Below are 19877 nucleotides of genomic sequence, written 5' to 3' on the forward strand. Positions count from 1 at the left end.
AGCAGAAAAAGTAATGAAAATCAAGTGCTTTTCATTACTTTTCACATATGGAAGTTATTTCAAATCTGAAATGTATTTACGGAGTTTTCTTATGCATGAACCGGAGTATCCAGTCAAAGGAAACCTTCGGCATCACCGTAGCCTTTCTCTATGGCAAAATTATTGTAATAATTTTGCCATCAGATATTCATAGATTTCTGCACTTTTATTTTTCCAGCTGTTACAGACAGCTTGTGCCTCTTCTTCTGTAGGAATGCTCAAATTGATTTCTACAATCTTACTCTCTTTTTCACAAACATAGCAGTGGGCTATAAATTCTCCTTTTTTTGCTTCGTAATAGTCGGCCAGAGTGGAGACCTCTTCCCGCAGGGAATAGCGGTTGTTCTTTAGGTATTCCAGAATATCTGCTTTGATAGCATCAGATATTTCATCACCGAAAAAGCTTAAGGTCTCGGCACCGGCAGGTGTGATACGAAATAAGGAGCTGTTTCGTATAGTTTCCACTTTAATGAGCTCTGTGGATTCCAGTTCATTGATAGCCTGTTGGATATTAAAATAGTTGGTGTATTCCTTTTCCAGGATAAAATTGGAAAGCTGGGCGTTGGTAAGCGGAAAATCGACCTTGTCCAGTATAAACAGGATAATCAGCTTATATAAGGTTAATGCATCAGACATAATAATCCCCCTCCTTTGGTGGTGTGTAGAGCCTTCCCTGCCAGGTATCTCTTTCCCTCAGAGCCTGGTTGATATGGTTCATAACCGTTTTTTTGTTTTTACTCCATTCCGGAGCCAGTAAGAGACTACGTGGGCCGTCACCGGTAATACGGTGGACTACCGTTTTGGGAGAAAGAAGCTCTAGGCATTCAATGACAAGAGAAACATATTCCTCCATGGAAGGAATTGGAAAGGTTCCAAGAAGACCGGCTAAATCGGTATCCTTTAAAACATGGAGAAGCTGCAGCTTTACTCCCTGGATAGGAAGATGGTTTAAATACCGTATTGTTGAAAATACATCTTCCCTTGTTTCGTGAGGAAGACCAAGAATCACATGAGTGATTACTGGGATAGAAATAGCAGTAAGCTCTTGGACAGCCTTTTCAAAAACAGTCAGAGGATACCCTCTGCGGATAAATTCAGCCGTCTTATCGTGGCAGCTTTGCAGTCCTAGTTCAATCCAGACTGGCTTTATCTGTGACAGCTTTTTTAAGAGAGCCAGAATCTCATCATCCATGCAGTCCGGCCGGGTGGCAATGGACAAGGCTACAATGGCGGGATGGGATATGGCTTCTGTAAAAAGCGGTTCCAGATAGGAAACGGGAGCATAGGTATTGGTATAGGATTGGAAATAGGCAATAAATTTATCGCCAGTCTTTTTCGTCCTTTGAATCCCTGCAATCGCTGAATCTATCTGCTTTGTTACGCTTTCCTGGCGTTTGGCAGCAAAATCGCCGGAGCCGCCGGCACTGCAGAAGATGCAGCCCCGGCTCCCCAGTGTGCCGTCCCGGTTGGGACAGGTCATGCCACCATCCAGAGCGACCTTATAGACCTTTTCACCAAAGGTATTTTTAAGATACCAATCCAGGGAATAGTACCGCTTTTCTCCCCAGTTCATCGGATATGGGCCTTTACTGCCTGGCTTACAACCTCAGCCACAGCAGGGTCAAAGGCTTCAGGCATAATATTATTTTCATTTAAATCCTCATCCTTTATCAGACCTGCAATAGCAAGGGCGGCAGCCAGCTTCATTTCCTCGGTAATCTGGCTTGCACGGCCTTCTAAGGCACCTTTAAAGATACCAGGAAAGGCTACAACATTGTTGACCTGATTTGGAAAATCGGAGCGTCCTGTTCCGACAACTTTTGCTCCGGCAGCCCTGGCCTCATCGGGCATAATTTCAGGCACCGGGTTAGCCATGGCAAAGAGAATGGCGTCCTTGTTCATAGAAGCAACCATTTCTTTTGTGACAATATTTGGAGCAGAAACCCCAACAAAGATATCGGCACCCTTCATGGCATCAGCCAGAGTACCGGTTCTGCCAGAAGGGTTGGTAAGCCCTACCATATTTTTCTGCATCCAGTTTAAGTCAGCAGAGGACCTGGAAAGGATACCGGATTTATCACACATGACAACATCAGGAAAGCCATAGGAAAGCAGAAGCTTTGTAATAGCAATACCGGCACTTCCGGCTCCATTGACAACGATAGAGCAGTTCTCCTTTTTCTTGCCTGTTACCTTTAAGGCGTTAATGATACCAGCCAGGACAACGATAGCAGTTCCATGCTGGTCATCATGGAAAACTGGAATAGAAAGCTCTTTTTTCAAACGCTCTTCGATTTCAAAGCAACGTGGAGCGGAAATATCCTCCAGGTTGATACCACCGACACCAGGAGCGATTGCTTTTACAATTTGAATGATTTCTTCCGTATCCTGGGTGTCCAGACAGATAGGAAAGGCATTGACTCCAGCGAATTCCTTGAAAAGAACGGCTTTTCCTTCCATGACCGGCATAGCGGCATAAGGACCGATGTTACCAAGACCGAGGACAGCACTTCCATCAGAGACAACCAAAACAGTGTTGGCCTTCATTGTATAGCGGTAAGCCATATCCTTATCCTCGGCAATAATTTTACAAGGCTCGGCAACTCCCGGAGTATAGGCAATTGCCAAATCCTCCCGGGATTTTATCTGACATTTTGGGGTAGTATCAATTTTTCCATTCCATTCCTCATGAAGAGCGAGAGCTTTTTCTGCGTTTGTCATAATTCATCCTCATTTCTGCTAAAAATTTAGGCAAAACACATCTTATCCTAGCTATCATATCATTCCTTGAAAATGAAATCAAGTTAAAAAAAAACTTGGCAATTATTGGGTTATGGTGTATAATGCAAAATATGAGAGGTAACACAATTCGTTATTCTAGTTTACAATTCAAATGGAACTATGCAGACAGAATCTGTTGATAACCCAATGATTTATGATAAGGAGAAAAGATGAATAGTATGTATGAGAAGATGTCCCTGGTGCAGCTAAAGACAGTGGCAAAGGAAAAAGGAATTAAAAATTTTTCAACTATGCGTAAACAGGAGCTTGTGACAGCTTTAAATGGTCAGGAAGCGCTGGAAACTTCCGCGAAGGAAGAAAAAAGGGAAGAAGTAAAGCCGCCGGTAGCTGCAGAGGTCCGGGAGGAAGCACAGGGAGAAGCGGGTGAACAGGTAAGACGATCAAGAATTGAAAGTGGCAATCCGTCATACCGCCGTCATGAGGAAAGAGATGACGGTATTCCAAGTGATATTGAGCAGTTAGACAGCGGAGAGACAAAAAATGGTATTTTAGAGGTTATGCCAGATGGCTATGGCTTTATTCGCTGCGATAATTTTTTGCCGGGAACGAATGATGTATATGTATCTCCGGCACAGATTAAGCGGTTCAATTTAAAGACAGGAGATATCGTTGTAGGTAATACCCGTATCCGTAACCAGAATGAGAAGTTTAGTGCTCTTTTGTATATTAAATCTGTAAATGGCTATCATCCAGGAGAGGCTCAGAGAAGAAAGCGTTTTGAGGATTTGACACCGATTTTCCCAAATGAGAGAATACATCTGGAGACTTCGGGCTGTAGCGTAGGTATGCGGATGATGGATTTAGTATCTCCGATTGGAAAGGGACAGCGTGGTATGCTTGTTTCTCCTCCAAAGGCAGGAAAAACTACCTTATTAAAACAGGTAGCGAAGGCAATTACCACGAACCACCCGGATATGAAGCTGATTATCCTTCTGATTGATGAGCGTCCGGAGGAGGTTACTGATATTAAGGAGTCTATTGAAGGAAAGAATGTAGAAGTTATTTACTCTACCTTTGATGAGCTTCCGGAGAATCATAAGAGAGTATCCGAGATGGTAATTGAGCGTGGAAGACGTCTGGTAGAGCATAAGGAGGATGTTGTAATTCTTCTGGACAGCATTACCCGTCTGGCCAGAGCTTACAACCTGACAGTACAGCCAAGCGGAAGAACGCTTTCTGGTGGTCTCGACCCGGCAGCACTTCATATGCCGAAGAGATTCTTTGGTGCAGCTAGAAATATGAGAGAGGGCGGCAGTCTTACTATCCTGGCAACTGCTCTGGTAGAGACCGGAAGCCGCATGGATGATGTGGTATTTGAGGAATTTAAGGGAACTGGTAACATGGAGCTGGTCCTTGACCGAAGCTTGTCGGAAAAGAGAATTTTCCCGGCGATTGACCTGATGAAGTCCAGTACCCGTAGAGATGATCTGCTTCTTAACCAGGAGGAGACAGAAGCTAACCTTCTGATGCACAAGGCCTTGAGTGGAATGCGGGCAGAGGAAGCCTTGGAACGGATTATTGATATGTTTGTGCGGACGAAGACAAATGCAGAATTTGTTCAGACCATCCGCAAGGTGAAAATTCTTAATTAGTGCTTGCAATTCAACTTGACCTATGATATAATTAACAAGCTGTATATCGGTTGGAACCGATAAAAAATGTTAAAAATGAGGTGAAAATATGCGCGAAGGAATCCATCCAGAGTACCATCAGGCAAAGGTTACCTGCAACTGCGGTAACGAATTTGTAACTGGCTCTACAAAAAAAGAAATTCACGTTGAAATCTGCTCTAAGTGCCACTCTTTCTATACAGGACAGCAGAAGGCAGCAGCAGCTCGTGGAGCTATTGATAAGTTCAATCGTAAGTATGGTTTAAACCAGAACAACTAATATTATGAGGTTAAAATAGGTTGAGGTTCACAGGATCTCAGCCTATTTTTAAATGACAGGAATCGAAAGTGGTGAGTGTATGAAGTCATCCGGTATTGGAGGTCAGGCTGTTATTGAGGGCGTCATGATGAAAAATAAGGAGCAGTATGCCGTTGCCGTGAGGAAGCCTGACAAAGTAATCGAGGTTAAGGTAGAAAAATATCATGGAATTGCTGAGAAGTATTCCATTTTCAAATATCCGATTTTGCGAGGTGTGGGTGCCTTTGTGGAATCGATGGCTGTAGGAATGAAAACATTGACCTACTCTGCCAGCTTTTACGAAGAAGAGGAGGAAAAGCTTTCCCCTTTGGAGGAAACTGTCGGCAAGGTATTTAAGGAAAAGGCGGAAAGCGTGGTTATGGGAATCACAGTAGCTGTGTCTATCCTTTTAGCGGTAGCTATTTTTATGATACTTCCATTTTTTATTGCGGAGTATTTTTCAAAGCTTACGGATAATGTGACACTGCTTGCCCTGGTGGAGGGTTTGATTCGTGTTGCGATTTTTCTTCTTTATGTAGTGGCGATTTCCCAGATGCAGGATATCAAACGGGTGTTTATGTACCACGGAGCTGAGCATAAGACGATTAACTGTGTGGAAAATGGAAAAGAGCTTACCGTGGAAAATGTCCGTACCCAGAGCCGTTATCACAAACGGTGCGGTACCAGCTTTTTGTTTATTGTTATGTTTATCAGTATTTTCTTCTTCATGGTAATCCGGGTAGATAATGCGGTACTGAGAATGCTTCTGCGTATTCTCCTGGTTCCGGTGATTGCCGGTGTATCCTACGAGTTTATACGTCTGGCCGGCCGTAGTGATAATGCTGTGGTTCATCTGCTAAGTAAGCCGGGTATGTGGCTTCAGAGCCTGACGACCAGAGAGCCGGAGAATGACATGATTGAAGTAGCGATTCAATCAGTAGAGGCTGTTTTTGACTGGAGAGCTTACCAAAAGGAAGAAAAAACACCTAGGGAAGCGACGGCAAAGGAGCTGACTGCGAAGGAAACAGCTGCCAGTGAAACAGCAGCGGTACAGGAGCCGGAGGCGGTTATTGCGGCAGAGGAAGTAAAGGCAGCAGCAGAGGCAGTCAGCGGTACAAAAATCCGGGCTGCGAAGAAGGCTGAGAATTCCAGGACTGTCCGGGAAACCAGAAGAGAAAGGGAACGGCTTCTGGCAGAAGAGGAGAGCCGTGAGGGACGCCTGAAGAGAGAGTCCGGTATTCCAATTGAGAGCATTGTCCGTCCGGATGTAGATGATGACGATGATGATATTTTAAAGGCATTGGATAAGTATTTCGATGAGGATTGATGCAATATTAAAAAAGGGTGAGACGCTTCTTTCTGCGGCTGGTATCGAAGAAGCAAAATTAGATGCATTTTACCTTCTGGAGCATTGTTTTTCCATGAATCGCATGGAATATCTGATGCACTGTGATAAAGAAGGTGATGCAGCGGCAGAGAGGAGGTATTTTTCACTGATAAAAAAAAGAAGTGAACATATTCCACTGCAGCAGCTTACAGGCGAGCAGGATTTTATGGGTTATACCTTTTTAGTAAACGAGCATGTGCTGATTCCGCGACAGGATACAGAAACCCTGGTGGAGGAGCTTTTACCCCTGGCAAAAGGGAAACGGGTGCTGGATATGTGTACCGGCTCCGGCTGTATTTTAATCAGCCTTGCCCTGAAGGCCGGTATCCTTTCAGGCGTTGGAGCCGATATTTCACCGGAGGCCCTGGAGGTTGCTAAGGAAAATGCAAGACGTCTTGGAGCAGCCGAGGCAGCAGTGGATGGCCTTCAGTTTATAGAAACGGATTTGTTTGAAAAAATAGAAGGAGCCTTTGATTTGATTGTTTCCAATCCGCCATATATTGAGACAAAGGAGCTTGCCGGGCTTCAGCCGGAGGTACGTCTCCATGAGCCGATGCTGGCTCTCGATGGAAAAGAGGACGGCCTGTATTTTTACCGCCGGATTATAGAGAAGGCAGAGAATTACCTTACTCCGGGAGGAATCCTGGCCTTTGAGATAGGCTATAATCAGGGGAAAGCGGTGTCAGAGCTTATGCTGGCGGCAGGTTATCAGGGGGTTCAGGTAAAAAAGGATTTACCGGGGCTTGACCGCATTGTAACAGGAAAGTTGTGCAAATAAAGATAGAATTGTGAGAAATGAGGAAGAACCATGTTTGATAAGTTAGAGGATTTGGTAAGCCGCCTGGAAGAGGTGGTAAATGAGCTGGCTGAGCCGGGCTGTGTAAATGACCAGGAGCGTTTTAAGCGGCTTATGAAGGAGCAGAATGACCTGACTCCGATTTGTGAGAAATACCAGGAATACAAGGCAGCAAAGGAAGGCATCGAGGAAAGCTTAAAGATGCTGGAGGAAGAAAGCGATGAGGAAATGCGGGAGCTTGCCAAGGAAGAATTAAATGACTGTAAGGAAAAGGTAGAAAGTCTGGAGGAGCAGTTAAAGATTCTCCTGCTTCCAAAGGATCCGAATGATGATAAGAACGTTATCGTGGAAATCCGTGCAGGTGCCGGTGGAGACGAGGCTGCTTTATTTGCAGCAGAGATTTACCGTATGTATATGCACTACGCAGAGAGCCAGCGTTGGAAGGTAGAGCTGGTGGAATGTGAAGAAATCGGCATCGGTGGTATGAAGAATGTTACCTTTATCATTGATGGTAAGGGTGCTTATTCCGTTATGAAGTATGAGTCCGGTGTACACCGCGTACAGCGTGTACCGGAAACAGAGTCCGGCGGCCGTATTCATACCTCTACTATTACAGTTGCAGTTATGCCGGAGGCAGAAGAGGTAGATATCCAGATTGATGAAAAGGATATCCGTATTGACGTTATGCGTGCTTCCGGAAACGGTGGACAGTGCGTTAATACAACAGATTCTGCGGTACGCCTGACCCACTTCCCGACCGGTATTGTAATCTACAGCCAGACAGAAAAGTCACAGCTGCAGAATAAGGAAAAGGCTTTTGCCCTTCTTCGTGCAAAGCTCTATGATATGGAGTGCCAGAAGCAGCATGATGCAGAAGCTGAGGCAAGAAGAAGCCAGATTGGTACTGGCGACCGTTCTGAGAAAATCAGAACCTATAACTTCCCGCAGGGCCGTGTGACCGACCACCGTATCGGCCTTACCCTGTATAAGCTGGATAAGATTATGAATGGAGATATCCAGGAGATTATTGATGCTTGTATTGCAGCCGACCAGGCAGCGAAGCTGGCGAAGATGAATGATTAGGGTTGATTTGCTTGATTTTATGGTGTTAGTTTTACTTTTGTCATTGAAAAATTATCAAAAAATATATGATAAAGACGGACTTTGACGCATGTCTCTGCCCGTCTTTGTCTTTTTTGCTATAGTTATGATGCACTTTATGCCCCTATAGGAATGTCTTTGATGTATGTATCGCCCTCATTCGTTGCGGACAAAGAAAATCGAGAAAGATAAACAGTTTGTATCAGAAATGAATAAACTGACTGTAGTAACTCCAGATAAAAAAATTGATACTTATATAGAATAGGAGAGCCATGTGGTTATTTTTCATACTCACGCCAATCATTTGCTGATTGAGATGGGGAGAATGTGATTCAATGGTGAGCAGGCTTTATTTTGCTACGCAAAATAAAGCCTGCGAATGTTACATTTACTGGCTAGCCAGTAAATAGTAACGCCAAGTGTAATACATGGCTCTTTTTACATATATAAATTGCAAAATGCATATAATTATGTTAGAATAATGTACAAAGAAAGCGAGGTGTACTTTATGCCACAGATTAGACCAATTACGGATTTAAGAAATACAAATGATATATCAGATGCATGTCATGCAGTTAAAGAGCCTATTTTTATTACCAAGAATGGCTATGGTGATTTAGTTGTTATGAGTATAGAAACCTATGAACAAATAGTGGAAACACAGGCTATTGATAATGCAATTTCAGAAGCCGAAGAGGAATATGAAGCAACAGGTATACTACTTGATGCGAAAGAAACATTAGCATCACTTAGGAGGAAACACTTTGGTTAAATATACAATAAAAATGTTGCAGCGTGCATCAGATGACCTTGATAATATTTATAATCATATAGCAGATGATTTCAAAGAAATAGGTACTGCTGAGAAGATGGCGGATGCTTTAGAAGATGCGATTTTAAGTCTGGATGAAATGCCTTATCGTGGGTCTATCAGAAGAACAGGGGCTTTTGCTAATCGGGGATACCGTCAAATTTTTGTAAAGAATTTTACAATTGTTTATCGTATTGATGAAGCGAAGAAGATGGTTGTGATTGTTACTGTCAGGTATACACCGAGTAGTTTTTGATAAGTTTTGATATTATTTAAAAAGTAGAAGCTATTTTTCGAAATGTGAAGTTCCGCTGGCTAAATGATGGGTAATTGGCAGTTTTTGTATTGATTGCATTGGTCGGGGTAGTAATGGACGCCTTTGTTCCGCGAGGGCGACCAGGCAGCCAAGCTAAGCCGCATGCAAAATGAAAGCTAAACCCCTTGATTTTACTCAATGTCATTAACTTAAGAGAAAAAGCAAAACAGGAATGAATCTTCATACATCACAGATTCATTCCTGTTTTTTGACCAAAGGTTTATTTTACATTTTTTACCTTTGGTTCGTTTGTAGTGCCTATTCGGACGCACGGGTACCAGATTTTTGCTGATTTCATCATACAGCTTATTAAATAATGCTTCCTGCTTTTGTTTATCCTTTTCCAAAACAATGTAAATTAGGTCATTCTTTAAGATACCGATACTAACCCTCTGATTAATTGCCATTTTATGCGTATACTTTTTAACATTTCATACACAGTTTCTACAGATAACCTCATATGGTATAATTCTGCCAGTTGTTCTGTGCTGAATTTTTCTGTCGGGAGATTTGTAAGCAGAACTTCGTCCATCCATTCAATAATACGCTCAATAAGCTTACCGAAGATATCATCAGAGATATGAACTGAGGACGCTTATCTGCTTTACGGCCGGAGACACCAAGCTCCATGAAATATATTCTTTCGGGATATAGTAGCCGTTACTCTTAGCATATTCCATCACCTTATCAAGCTGAGACTCCGGAGAAAGCTCCTCCTGCTTATCTGTACTGACACGGATATATACAGCGGCAGTTTTCATGGTGTGCCTCCATTAGTTACTTATTGTATGGTCGATTTTGGCAATCAGAGCTTCCTGCAGAACCTGAGAGAAGTTGATACCCATAGAAATAGCTTCTTCGTTGAGCCATTCTGGGATGGTAAGCGTTTTCTTAACAGCCTTAGAACTGTAACGCCTTCTGTAAGATTCGATGTCAAACTCAACAATCACTAAGAAACCATCATCTACAGAAATAGCAGATGGGCTGGAAGGAACAGGAAGCTCCTTTTTATTTTCAAAATAAGGGAAGAGGGAAAGTCCAAGAGCATCTACAGCCATTTCATAAGCCTGCTCCATATTATCTCCCTGCGTAAGACATTCCGGTATATCAGGAAAAGAAACCCAGAAGCCGCCCTCCTCTGCAATATGAAAAATAGCAGGATAAAATAACTTATTCATAAAAATCCTCCTTTTGGGTGGCGGGGTTATTTGAGCCCCGCCTGTTTTAAAATTTCCTGCTCCAATCCTTTTTTCAAGGACTTGGAATGATAAGGAATAATGGTCTGTCTGCCAGTTTTAGGATTTCTCATTTTAACATGGGAGCCATTCTGACTGATAGTCTCAAAACCATTTTTCTTGAGAAGTGAAATCATCTCTCTAGGTGTCATTGGCATATCTTTCGTACTCCTTTCCTTATCATGACTACATTATAACACGTATTAACACGTATGTCAATTTATAAACAATGCTTCTTCCTAGTTCCTGGCAAATCGGCTAAATTTCCATACAAGGATCGTATCAATCGGGTGATCCTTTAATTTGGCCAGGGCAATCATCCTCTGGAACTGAGGACGCTTATCCGCTTTACGGCCGGAGACACCAAGCTCCATGAAAATATATTCTTTCGGGATATAGTAGCTGTTACTCTTAGCATATTCCATCGCCTTATCAAGCTGAGACTCCGGGGAAAGCTCCCCCTGTAAATCCGTACTGATACGGACATATACAGCGGCAGTTTCCGTGTCAATCCTCCTGTTTTTTCAAAATCAAGGTAGCATCAAGGGCAGATACTATTCTTTGAAGCGTAATGATAGTAGGAACACTTTTTTTACTTTCAATACGGGCAATAACAGATTGTGTTAGTCCACAGGCAGCAGACAAGTCCTTTTGTGTCCATCCTTTTGTCTTTCTAAGTTCAATCATATGATCAATCAAAATAATATATTGTTCTGGCATCATATCCCTCCTTTGATTGGCTGGCTGTCCATGTAACAACTATCAGGACACAAATCTATCTTATTTGACCATACAACGGTACTGTCGATAGCGGGGTCAATGTCCCAGGAAACACAATGGGAGCTGTCTAAGTATACCCTTTTAAAATTTTCTATTTTTGAGAATGGTTCAAAAACCGTTCCAGGCAACAGAACAGGTTTCATATCTAAAAGCCTGACTTCTCCATTATCAAAATGAAGGGTCAGGGTAAAATCATCATTTGCTGTGACTGCCTGTATAATTTTCCTGCCATTGGAAAAGTATTCAGCTGCTTTGGCATCAAAGCCTCTGGAAAGATAATAATTAATATCTTTATTCATAATCAAATACCTCCATCTTAGAAGAGCCACTATTATTTTAGTGGCTCTATAGGAAACAGCTCCTGCATATCTTCGGCGAGTTTCCAGTTTTCCATTAGCTCTTCGTGATGAAAAGCGGCCCAGCCAAGAAGCATTTTTAATTGCTTGCTGGGAATGCCACCTTCCATTACCTCCAAATCATTGATAGAAACAATAACTTTTTTTCCTCCATATGTGGCATGGAACTGTGACAGTTGATGTTCCCTCCAGTTAATATATACCTTGATTCCACGAAACATGCATATTGTTGGCATTTCCTCATCTCCTTTACTGTAATTAAATTATAGCATATTCGCTATAATTTATACAATATAAAGTTAGGAAGCGTGCATACTAGGGATAGCGATATTTATAAACTACATTTTTCGTCATCTGATTGTACACTATCTGAAACGTCAGTGATGGAAGGCTCTACTATTGTTTCGATAGACTGTATTTGCATAGATTCTTTACAGGACGAAAGAATATCCATTGCCGAAGTTAAAGAATCAAATGATACATTTAAACTATCAAGTTTTTCGCTTAATTCAATAGCTTTTTCTATATTTTTTAATTCTGCACTATTATTGTCAAGTCGAAGCTTATCTATTTCGAGTTGCTCTTTTTTTAATCTGATTTAATTGACAAGATGTCTTTAATTATTTCTTAAATGCTAGGAACCTCAACGGAAAGAAATTTTCCTCTGCCCAGTCCTGGCTGGTCCTCTGCCGACGGACACTGACAGGACGGTAATCCGCAAGTGTCTCTGCGAATACAAAAATACTGCAGGTTCCACAACGGATATATTCAGAATCCAGCTTTTTATTATCCAGAGTCAGGAGAATCAAAACAGGTTTGGAAACACGTGCAGACAGAGTATTATCGTTGCTCATTGCTAAAAGTTTTTCTTTCTCTTCTTGACTGAGAGAAACTGTATATGGAGTATGACGTCCCATATAAATTTCCTTCTTTCGTAAATGCATTTGGATATGTATATGGCATCATACTTTGCCTTAGAAATCAACTTGCTGATACAGTAGGGGAAGGAATATTTTGCTTTTTTGTAATATAAGCATTGAAAATGAACATAATTATGGCATAATTAATCCATAGTTAGGAGGTGCTATTTATGCCACAAATTATTCCAATTAAAGATTTAAAAAACACATCAGAGATTTCTGATATGTGTCACAAAGCAGAAGAGCCTATCTACATTACAAAAAATGGTTATGGTGATATGGTTATTATGAGTATGGAAATTTATGAGTCTACCATGAAACAACTCACTATGTATAGAGATATTGAAATTTCTGAAAAGCAGATTGAAGCAGGTCAGGTAAAAGATGCCAGAACAGCACTCAAAGAAATGAGGGCAAAGTATGGGCTATAAATTGGTTATTTCAGAATATGCGGAACATCTGCTAGACGATATTGATAGTATTTATGATAGGTTGGAAACAAATCCGTTTCAATTTTCACTTAGTAGAGACATCTATTTAGCAAATAAGGGATATCATGAAGCAGTTGTTCCACAGATGGACTATGTTGTTATTTTTGATGTGAGAGTGGAAGTTGTAAATGTGGTTGGTGTTTTTCATCAATTGGAAAATTATCAAAGTAAGTTATAATGAGACAATGCAATAGCATTGATGTATATACCAGCGCTGGCTATATGCTCCGCATTGACTGTTGGAAAGCAGAAAAGAATTTAAAGACTACACCCGGATTAGACTGTGCATTAAACGCACCAGCAATTAATGAGCCATTGCAGATGTTGCGTCATCCAAAATGACAAGTTCGGAGTCTTCAAACCATAAGCGTGCTAATGCAAGTCTTTGTTTTTCTCCACCTGAAAAACAAGTACCTATACCAAATTTTCTTTTATTGTTCCATCAAAAACAGGGGCATCCTGTGATAAATAACTAACTCTATCATACAAATTATTAAGACAAATTTTACTTAAATTTACAGGTGCACTGGAACTTGTTAATCAGTTGCAGATGGGGTACATCATCATGTTACTAATGGTTGTGATAGCGGTTGTTCGTACCATTATTTTTTATGTGATGGATACAAAAGGAGTGTAGTATGGCATTAAAAACAAAAATTAAGGAATATCGTGAACAGGCGGGAATGAAGCAAAACGGAGAGCTGAAACCATAGCGTCATCCACTTTGCGGGCTGCCACGACAAACGCATGAGTAAATAAATTGTGAACACGTCCCTTTTCTGGTAAAATGAAAAGAAAAGGGGTGTTAGAAAATGCAGGAATTATTAGATTGGATGGAATACATTGAGGATAACCGTCAACAGAGAAAAGTTTGTCACAAGCTAAAAGATATTCTCGTAATTGTGCTTTTTGCCACACTTGCAAATGCAGATGATTGGGTCGAAATGGCATTGTTTGCAGAAAACTATCAGGATTATCTTCGAAAGTATATCGAATTGAAGAATGGGGTGCCATCGCATGATACGATTCGACGGGTGATGGGAATGATTGCACCAGAAATTCTGCAACAGCTTTATGGAAAATGGCAGGAACGGCTGAATCGAAAGGATGGCGAATTACTGAAAAAAATCATCTGTATTGATGGGAAAACCATGCGTTCGAACAAACGTGGAGAGGAAAAACCTTCGCATGTTGTTTCAGCATGGAGTAAAGAGGATGGGTTCTGTTTGGGACAAAAGGCAGTGGAGCAAAAAAGTAATGAAATAACAGCAATCCCTGAGTTGTTGAATCAGATACAGATCAAAGGACAGATTATAACAATTGATGCCATGGGAACTCAGACCGCAATCGCAGAAAAAATCAGACAGAAACGGGCGGATTATGTACTGGCGTTGAAGAAAAATCAAAGCAGTATGTATGAAGATGTTACGGAATATTTTGAAAAGGAAGAATTTTTAAGAGAGATTCGGAAAAGCGGGAATTATAAAAGGACGGAGGAAAAAGCCCATGGACAAATCGAAATACGGGAGTATTATCAGACAGAGGACATCCATTGGTTAAGTCGGAAGAAGGAGTGGAAAGGGCTGAAAAGTATTGGAATGGAAAAGAAAAGGATTGAGAAAGACGGAAGAAAAACGTATGAGTATCGGTATTTTATAAGCAGTTTGAAAGCCGATATAGAGCAGATAAGTCGTGCAGTAAGGGGACATTGGAGTATAGAAAGTATGCATTGGCATTTAGACGTAACCTTTCGGGAAGACGCGAATAAGACTATAGATAAAATGGCAGCACAAAATCTGAATATTATAAGGAAATGGAGCCTGAGTATTTTGAAACCAGCACAGATATCAAGACATAAGTTGTCAATGAGAAAGAAAAGGTTTGTTATTAGCTTGCGCCCAATTCAATACTTGGAAGAAATCTTAGAAGCTTAAAAAATAGTGAAAAACAAAATTGGTAAAGGATACTCATTCATGCGTTTGTCGTGGCGGGCTGCTTGTGGGCATTGTTCAACGCAACGCATACAGGAAATACACTTTTCGCTGTCTGTAGTTCTTATTTGCTTTTGGAACCAGGCTTGCTACCCCGAATTTTTTATGAGGCCGATTGCCTGGTATCTGAAGGGCAGCTTCACAAACGGGATTGTAAGCAGTTAATTTTTCGAGGATTTTCTTTGAGAAGGTATGTAGCTCTTCCACGTCCTGTGGGTCTGGTCCTTCTGTTGCATATTGATGCATAATGGAATGCTCCGCAATAGCAGCAATGGCGGAAATCACTTGAAAGTCGTATTTTTCCGCAATGTCATTCAGTTCGATTAATGTGTCTTCGTATGCACGATTGCCATAAGAAGGAACTGCGAGTAACACAATATCTTCCTTACTTAAACTTAGGGTAGTATAATCAAGATTTGCACCAATCATATCAAGAAAATGATGCAGTGTCAACATTTGCAGATTTTGTTATCACTATTTACTGCAAAAAGATTAAGGTTGTGGTAAGAATAAGGTTATTATATAATAAATAAAAAGAAATTCCATATCTTGAAAGTGAGGCAAAGGATGATAGAAAAAAGACCCATCTTAAAAAATAAGATATATCTGTATCTGACAGAATTTTTTGCAGGTATGTCTGTTATGGCGGTAGAGCTGGGAGCAAGCAGGCTGTTGGCACCTTACTTTAGCTCATCACAGATTGTATGGACGATTATTATTGGTACGATTATGATTGCCATGGCATTAGGGAATATTTATGGTGGACGTAGTGCGGATAGGAATCCAAACCCGGATAGGCTGTATAGCAGAATTGTTATTGCAGCCATCTGGATAGCGGCGATTCCGGTCGTTGGTAAATATATAATTCTGGGCATATCTGCGGCATTGATATTTACCGTGAATAGTAATTTCCTGATTATTGCAGGCTTTGCCGCCTGCATGGTCATTTTTGTATTTCCTTTGTTCTTACTTGGCACAGTGACTCCTTCTCTTGTGAAATTCACAGTTGATAATCTGGACGACAATGGACGGCTAGTAGGTAATTTGAATGCAGCAAATACGATTGGCAGTATTATAGGAACCTTTGTGCCGACCTTTATCAGCATTCCGGCAGTAGGGACATCAATTACCTTTCTGATTTTTGCGGGAATATTGCTTGCCTTATCTGTGATTTACTTTGTGTCCTCGAAGGTTCATCCCAGGCAGATGAAGAAGGTGCCGGTTGGAATCCTTCTTTTTATTGTATGCTGTGTATTTGGGCATAACAATAGCTTTGCTTTCTGGCAGCAGAATCTGACCTATGAGGGGGAGTCAATTTATAATTATCTTCAGGTGTATGAGAATGAAAGAGAGGTTGTATTATCTACAAATGCGCTCTTTGGGGTGCAGTCCGTCTATCAAAAGGAAAAGGGGCTGACCGGTATGTATTATGACTATGCAATGGCTGCCCCTTATATGACGGGTGTCAAAGAGAAGGATGAATTAAATGTACTGATTCTGGGAAATGGCACCGGAACCTATGCAACCCAATGTAAACGTTATTTTGATAATATGAATATTACGGGTGTTGAGCTTGACCAGAAGATTACAGACCTGGCAGTGGAATATTTTGAGCTTCCGGAGGATGTCGATGTGATAACCTATGATGGACGGGCTTATCTGAATGTAATTGAGGATAAATATGATCTAATCATGGTAGATGCGTACCAGGATATTACCGTTCCCTTCCAGATGTCATCCGTTGAATTTTTCCGTCTTGTGAGGGAGCATTTAACCGATGACGGCGTTATGATTGTAAATATGAATATGCGTGGAACGAAAGAAGGCAATATCAATCAGTATCTGGCAGACACCATTTCTAAGGTATTTTCCGAGGTATATACGGTGGATGTGGCAGCTTCAACAAATCGGGAGCTTTTTGCTTCCAATAATCCGGATATGCTGAAGTATTTTGAGAATAATCTTAGGCTAGAAGAAAATGAAGAGCTTCTGGCTATGATGGATAGAATAGAAAAGGAGCTTGTTGCGTATGAACAGGGGAATTATCTGATGGTAGATGATAAGGCCCCAGTGGAGCTTTTGGGAATGAAAGTGATTGATGAGCTGATTAAAAATGAAGTGGAATATTACCGTAATATTTATGAAGAGGGTGGAATATCTGCCCTGCTGGAGCAGCTATAGTTTATGGAGGCATTTACCTGATGCCATTAATTAGGAGGATGATTATGAAGGAAAAAATGCACAACTGCGAATTATATTACCCGAATGCGGAAGAAATTATGAAAGAACAGCTGCTTTGTCTTGAAAAGCTCTATGATTTTAATGCTACCCGCCCCCTGGAGGGTGAGAAGCGGACACAGATGCTCAAGGAAATGTTTGCTGAGATTGGAGAGGGCTGTTATATAGAGCCACCGCTGCATACTAACTGGGGCGGTCATCATGTACATTTCGGCAAGGGAATATATGCTAATTTTAATCTTACCCTTGTTGATGATACTCACATTTATGTCGAGGATTACACCATGTTTGGACCAAATGTTACAGTTGCAACGGCAGGTCATCCTATTTTACCGGAACTGCGGGAAAAAGGATACCAGTACAATGCTCCTGTTTACATTGGAAGAAACTGCTGGATAGGTGCAGGTGTTGTGATTGTTCCAGGCATTAGGATAGGTGATAATGTGGTAGTTGGTGCAGGAAGTGTTGTTACAAAGGACTTGCCGGATAATGTTGTTGCTGTAGGAAATCCCTGCAGAGTGCTTCGGGAAGTGAATGAACATGACAGGGAATATTATTTTAAAGACAGAAAAATTGATTACGATAATTTGTGATAGGAATAAAATTATCTGTTTCGTGCATACTGTTCGTGAGGTGATAGAAATGAATAAAAAGCGGCAGGAAAAAGAAGAACAGCAGCGAAATCAGAATAAATTTAACTGTGTAACCAGAAAGGTAAAACCAGAAAATCAGAATCAGACCCATAATATCAGGTCGGAAGCAGTAGAACCAAAAAACAGACAGATATAAATATCATTAAGAAGAGCCCTTTTTACCAGATTAGTACCTTGGTAAAAAGGGTTTTTAGGGGAGAAATAAAAATATGAAAAAGAAAATAATAGCACTTATATTAGCCGGGACTATGGCACTTTTTATATGCAGCTGTGGAAATAAGGAGCCGGATAAGCCACTACATACTACAAGTCCCGAAACCAAGACTATTGAAGAAGAAGCGACAGTTTCCTTTGCAGACCTTACCAGGCTTGAGTTTTGTTTTTCCAGCGGTGCCGGAAGCTGGGAGACAAAGCTGACTATTAAGGCAGATGGAAGCTTTTCTGGCGAACATCTTGACGCTGAGCTTGGATTGACAGGAGAGGATTATCCCCTATTCCATGCAGATTAGTGAACTGAACTACGAAGAGGAAGTGGGAAAAGAGGAAATTGAGGATGATATGCGGGTTTGTTACATTACGGCATATGGCCTGGAGGATGCGGAAAATATTTTGCTTTATCTGCCAGGGGCTCCTATTGCAGAACTTCCGGAGGAATTCAGAAGCTGGGTTGGCTATTATGAGCTTTCAGATACTACAGATAGAGAGCTTCCATTTTATGCTTTAAATAATGAAGTCCACCAATATGGTTTTTCAAGCTATGATGTTGTAGAGCTTTTTAAAAAGAGTATAGCTGTTACGGAGGAGAGTGCAGCTTCTATGGAAAATTCGATTAAGAATGACACACTTACCCAAACAGAGTACAATGAAAAAACACAGGACTTATACGAGCTGTGGGATTTTACGTTAAATGAGCTGTGGGGTGTTTTGAAGCAAACTCAGGATGCGGAAACGATGAGCTCCCTGACGGTCAAGGAACGGGAGTAGATTGCGAAAAAGGAGCAGGCGGTTGCCGAAGCCGGTGCTGAGTATAAGGGTGGAACCATGCAGTCAATGGTTATGAACCAAAAGGCAGCAGAAATGACAAAAGCCAGAGTTTATGAACTGCTGGAGCTGTTGGATTAGAGGTAAAGGCCATGATAGAAAACAGATAAGCTGGGGAACATTTCTTTATCAAATCATATATAGTATTTTTGTAGGTGCCTTTGCTGACTTAACTTTATTCTGATGGTACTGGGAATTATACTTCTGGCTGTTGGTTCTGGGGTGTATTCTTATGCCGATATTGGAAGAGGCTCTTATGAGGCACTGACTTTTGCCTTGGAAAGTCGTAATCATTGGCAAACGAGGTATGTTCGGATGGTGTTAGACATTGCGTGTGTTACAATCGGTTTGTTTCTGGGCGGAACAATAGGGGCGTGCACGGTAGTTACTATTTTGATTTCCGGAATAGTTTTGCAGCAGGTGGTAGATACGTTAAAAAATCGGGTTCATGCAGATATGAGATAAATATGAGTTTGTAAAGGAGAATAAATGCTATGTGGTTTTGGTGGTTTATGTTTGTATGCAATATGTTATATTCTCTCACAATGATTATTGCAGGTTGGTATATGTGGAAACATTATCCAAAGAGAATTAACTCTGTGGTAGGGTATCGTTCCAGGCGTTCCCAAACGAATATGGATACTTGGAGATTTGCTCATGAAAATTGCGGTAAACGTTGGTGGAAAATAGGATGGATTATGTTGATTCCGACTGTATTGGTACAGATTCCATTTTATGGGAAAAGTGATGATGCGATAGGATGGGTTGGTTTGATAATATGTATTGTTGAATGTACAGTCTTGCTGGCTTCCATTCTTCCAACAGAAACAGCACTTAAAAACACATTCAATGATGATGGCAGTAGGAAATAATTAAAATTCCAATTTAATTAAAATGCAGGAGGGCAGATGTGGCCAATATTATAACTGGATGCAGAATATTATGCAGTATCATAACTCAAACTTCGCACATAAATTTTCGCTATGCACCTTGAAAATTCAATATCTGGCAG

29 protein-coding genes and 2 pseudogenes are annotated in these 19877 nt (G+C 41.1%); 17 read left to right on the top strand and 14 right to left on the bottom strand.

The window, feature by feature from the left end; genetic code table 11:
* Window positions 1-159 precede the first annotated feature (159 nt).
* From ASU35_RS09745 to ASU35_RS09755, 3 genes are read right to left on the bottom strand one after another with little or no spacing between them, the layout of a single operon-like run.
* Complete coding sequence (locus tag ASU35_RS09745; RefSeq protein WP_058352834.1) at window positions 160-675, bottom strand: DUF4364 family protein; 516 nt, start codon at window positions 673-675, stop codon at window positions 160-162.
* Window positions 668-1612, bottom strand: coding sequence for a tRNA modification radical SAM protein MnmL/YtqA (mnmL, locus tag ASU35_RS09750; RefSeq protein ID WP_058352835.1), 945 nt, complete (start codon window positions 1610-1612; stop codon window positions 668-670). Before mnmL ends, ASU35_RS09745 begins: the two co-directional genes overlap by 8 nt.
* The gene (locus ASU35_RS09755; protein WP_058352836.1) at window positions 1609-2760 is read right to left on the bottom strand and encodes an NAD(P)-dependent malic enzyme; all 1152 of its coding nucleotides are present in this window, start codon (window positions 2758-2760) and stop codon (window positions 1609-1611) included. Before ASU35_RS09755 ends, mnmL begins: the two co-directional genes overlap by 4 nt.
* A gap of 230 nt (window positions 2761-2990) precedes the next feature.
* Between ASU35_RS09755 and rho the strand changes: the two genes are divergently transcribed.
* From rho to ASU35_RS09790, 7 genes and pseudogenes are all read left to right on the top strand, one after another.
* Complete coding sequence (rho, locus tag ASU35_RS09760; RefSeq protein ID WP_058352837.1) at window positions 2991-4433, top strand: transcription termination factor Rho; 1443 nt, start codon at window positions 2991-2993, stop codon at window positions 4431-4433.
* 88 nt (window positions 4434-4521) lie between these two features.
* A complete protein-coding gene (gene rpmE, locus ASU35_RS09765) occupies window positions 4522-4731 on the top strand; it encodes a 50S ribosomal protein L31 (RefSeq protein ID WP_058352838.1) in 210 nt (69 codons plus the stop codon).
* Window positions 4732-4810: 79 nt separating this feature from the next.
* A pseudogene (locus ASU35_RS09770) lies at window positions 4811-5725 on the top strand (DUF1385 domain-containing protein); the annotation flags it as partial.
* A 340-nt stretch (window positions 5726-6065) separates the two neighbouring features.
* The gene (gene prmC, locus ASU35_RS09775) at window positions 6066-6914 is read left to right on the top strand and encodes a peptide chain release factor N(5)-glutamine methyltransferase (RefSeq protein ID WP_058352839.1); all 849 of its coding nucleotides are present in this window, start codon (window positions 6066-6068) and stop codon (window positions 6912-6914) included.
* Between the two features lie 30 nt (window positions 6915-6944).
* Entirely contained in the window at window positions 6945-8015 is a 1071-nt protein-coding gene (prfA, locus tag ASU35_RS09780) for a peptide chain release factor 1 (protein WP_058352840.1), read from the top strand.
* Window positions 8016-8541: 526 nt separating this feature from the next.
* A complete protein-coding gene (locus ASU35_RS09785) occupies window positions 8542-8805 on the top strand; it encodes a type II toxin-antitoxin system prevent-host-death family antitoxin (RefSeq protein ID WP_058352841.1) in 264 nt (87 codons plus the stop codon).
* On the top strand, window positions 8798-9100 hold the full coding sequence (locus ASU35_RS09790; RefSeq protein ID WP_147525421.1) for a type II toxin-antitoxin system RelE/ParE family toxin: 303 nt from the start codon (window positions 8798-8800) through the stop codon (window positions 9098-9100). The genes ASU35_RS09785 and ASU35_RS09790 overlap by 8 nt, the downstream gene beginning before the upstream one ends.
* Window positions 9101-9732: 632 nt before the next feature.
* On the opposite strand, the gene ASU35_RS20210 is transcribed toward ASU35_RS09790, so the two are convergent.
* The 8 genes and pseudogenes from ASU35_RS20210 to ASU35_RS09835 all read right to left on the bottom strand — a co-directional run bounded on the left by ASU35_RS20210 (window position 9733) and on the right by ASU35_RS09835 (window position 12448).
* The gene (locus tag ASU35_RS20210) at window positions 9733-9921 is read right to left on the bottom strand and encodes a recombinase family protein (protein WP_058352843.1); all 189 of its coding nucleotides are present in this window, start codon (window positions 9919-9921) and stop codon (window positions 9733-9735) included.
* Between the two features lie 12 nt (window positions 9922-9933).
* Window positions 9934-10338 carry a type II toxin-antitoxin system HicB family antitoxin gene (locus tag ASU35_RS09805; protein ID WP_058352844.1) on the bottom strand — a complete coding sequence of 135 codons (405 nt, stop codon included), beginning with the start codon at window positions 10336-10338 and terminating at the stop codon, window positions 9934-9936.
* Between the two features lie 26 nt (window positions 10339-10364).
* Window positions 10365-10553 (bottom strand): type II toxin-antitoxin system HicA family toxin, encoded by a 189-nt coding sequence (locus ASU35_RS09810; protein WP_058352845.1) that lies wholly within the window; start codon window positions 10551-10553, stop codon window positions 10365-10367.
* An 84-nt stretch (window positions 10554-10637) separates the two neighbouring features.
* Window positions 10638-10907, bottom strand: a pseudogene (locus ASU35_RS09815) (recombinase family protein); the annotation flags it as partial.
* Window positions 10903-11118 (bottom strand): helix-turn-helix domain-containing protein, encoded by a 216-nt coding sequence (locus ASU35_RS09820; RefSeq protein ID WP_242861253.1) that lies wholly within the window; start codon window positions 11116-11118, stop codon window positions 10903-10905. The pseudogene ASU35_RS09815 and the gene ASU35_RS09820, both read right to left, overlap by 5 nt.
* Window positions 11115-11474: a DUF2442 domain-containing protein gene (locus tag ASU35_RS09825; RefSeq protein ID WP_058352848.1), complete on the bottom strand. Its 360-nt coding sequence runs from the start codon at window positions 11472-11474 to the stop codon at window positions 11115-11117. Before ASU35_RS09825 ends, ASU35_RS09820 begins: the two co-directional genes overlap by 4 nt.
* 32 nt (window positions 11475-11506) lie before the next feature.
* A complete protein-coding gene (locus ASU35_RS09830; protein ID WP_058352849.1) occupies window positions 11507-11767 on the bottom strand; it encodes a DUF4160 domain-containing protein in 261 nt (86 codons plus the stop codon).
* A gap of 384 nt (window positions 11768-12151) precedes the next feature.
* Entirely contained in the window at window positions 12152-12448 is a 297-nt protein-coding gene (locus tag ASU35_RS09835; protein ID WP_058352850.1) for a hypothetical protein, read from the bottom strand.
* A gap of 173 nt (window positions 12449-12621) precedes the next feature.
* Between ASU35_RS09835 and ASU35_RS09840 the strand changes: the two genes are divergently transcribed.
* Both ASU35_RS09840 and ASU35_RS09845 read left to right on the top strand, forming a co-directional pair.
* A complete protein-coding gene (locus ASU35_RS09840; RefSeq protein ID WP_058352851.1) occupies window positions 12622-12882 on the top strand; it encodes a type II toxin-antitoxin system Phd/YefM family antitoxin in 261 nt (86 codons plus the stop codon).
* The gene (locus tag ASU35_RS09845; RefSeq protein WP_058352852.1) at window positions 12872-13120 is read left to right on the top strand and encodes a type II toxin-antitoxin system RelE/ParE family toxin; all 249 of its coding nucleotides are present in this window, start codon (window positions 12872-12874) and stop codon (window positions 13118-13120) included. The genes ASU35_RS09840 and ASU35_RS09845 overlap by 11 nt, the downstream gene beginning before the upstream one ends.
* A 126-nt stretch (window positions 13121-13246) precedes the next feature.
* On the opposite strand, the gene ASU35_RS20735 is transcribed toward ASU35_RS09845, so the two are convergent.
* A complete protein-coding gene (locus tag ASU35_RS20735; RefSeq protein WP_083504233.1) occupies window positions 13247-13360 on the bottom strand; it encodes an ATP-binding cassette domain-containing protein in 114 nt (37 codons plus the stop codon).
* Between the two features lie 394 nt (window positions 13361-13754).
* Here ASU35_RS20735 and ASU35_RS09850 point away from each other — a divergent pair, with 394 nt between their 5' ends.
* Complete coding sequence (locus ASU35_RS09850) at window positions 13755-14876, top strand: ISAs1 family transposase (RefSeq protein ID WP_058352853.1); 1122 nt, start codon at window positions 13755-13757, stop codon at window positions 14874-14876.
* On the opposite strand, the gene ASU35_RS20740 is transcribed toward ASU35_RS09850, so the two are convergent.
* Window positions 14873-15001: a 4Fe-4S binding protein gene (locus ASU35_RS20740; RefSeq protein ID WP_423229984.1), complete on the bottom strand. Its 129-nt coding sequence runs from the start codon at window positions 14999-15001 to the stop codon at window positions 14873-14875. The genes ASU35_RS09850 and ASU35_RS20740 overlap by 4 nt on opposite strands.
* Complete coding sequence (locus tag ASU35_RS09855; RefSeq protein ID WP_058352854.1) at window positions 14952-15308, bottom strand: hypothetical protein; 357 nt, start codon at window positions 15306-15308, stop codon at window positions 14952-14954. The genes ASU35_RS20740 and ASU35_RS09855 overlap by 50 nt, the downstream gene beginning before the upstream one ends.
* A 192-nt stretch (window positions 15309-15500) precedes the next feature.
* Here ASU35_RS09855 and ASU35_RS09860 point away from each other — a divergent pair, with 192 nt between their 5' ends.
* From ASU35_RS09860 to ASU35_RS09890, 7 genes are all read left to right on the top strand, one after another.
* A complete protein-coding gene (locus tag ASU35_RS09860; RefSeq protein ID WP_058352855.1) occupies window positions 15501-17114 on the top strand; it encodes a spermidine synthase in 1614 nt (537 codons plus the stop codon).
* Window positions 17115-17152: 38 nt separating this feature from the next.
* The gene (locus tag ASU35_RS09865; RefSeq protein ID WP_058352856.1) at window positions 17153-17764 is read left to right on the top strand and encodes a sugar O-acetyltransferase; all 612 of its coding nucleotides are present in this window, start codon (window positions 17153-17155) and stop codon (window positions 17762-17764) included.
* A gap of 49 nt (window positions 17765-17813) precedes the next feature.
* Window positions 17814-17960: a hypothetical protein gene (locus tag ASU35_RS19730; protein WP_172794627.1), complete on the top strand. Its 147-nt coding sequence runs from the start codon at window positions 17814-17816 to the stop codon at window positions 17958-17960.
* Between the two features lie 73 nt (window positions 17961-18033).
* Window positions 18034-18333: a hypothetical protein gene (locus tag ASU35_RS09875; protein ID WP_058352858.1), complete on the top strand. Its 300-nt coding sequence runs from the start codon at window positions 18034-18036 to the stop codon at window positions 18331-18333.
* Window positions 18323-18808 (top strand): hypothetical protein, encoded by a 486-nt coding sequence (locus tag ASU35_RS09880; protein WP_058352859.1) that lies wholly within the window; start codon window positions 18323-18325, stop codon window positions 18806-18808. Before ASU35_RS09875 ends, ASU35_RS09880 begins: the two co-directional genes overlap by 11 nt.
* Window positions 18809-19048: 240 nt before the next feature.
* A complete protein-coding gene (locus tag ASU35_RS20935) occupies window positions 19049-19330 on the top strand; it encodes a DUF6198 family protein (protein ID WP_058352860.1) in 282 nt (93 codons plus the stop codon).
* A 101-nt stretch (window positions 19331-19431) separates the two neighbouring features.
* A complete protein-coding gene (locus ASU35_RS09890) occupies window positions 19432-19737 on the top strand; it encodes an SdpI family protein (RefSeq protein ID WP_242861254.1) in 306 nt (101 codons plus the stop codon).
* Window positions 19738-19877 lie beyond the last annotated feature (140 nt).

The organism is Acetivibrio ethanolgignens (assembly GCF_001461035.1).
Classification (GTDB): domain Bacteria; phylum Bacillota; class Clostridia; order Lachnospirales; family Lachnospiraceae; genus Velocimicrobium; species Velocimicrobium ethanolgignens.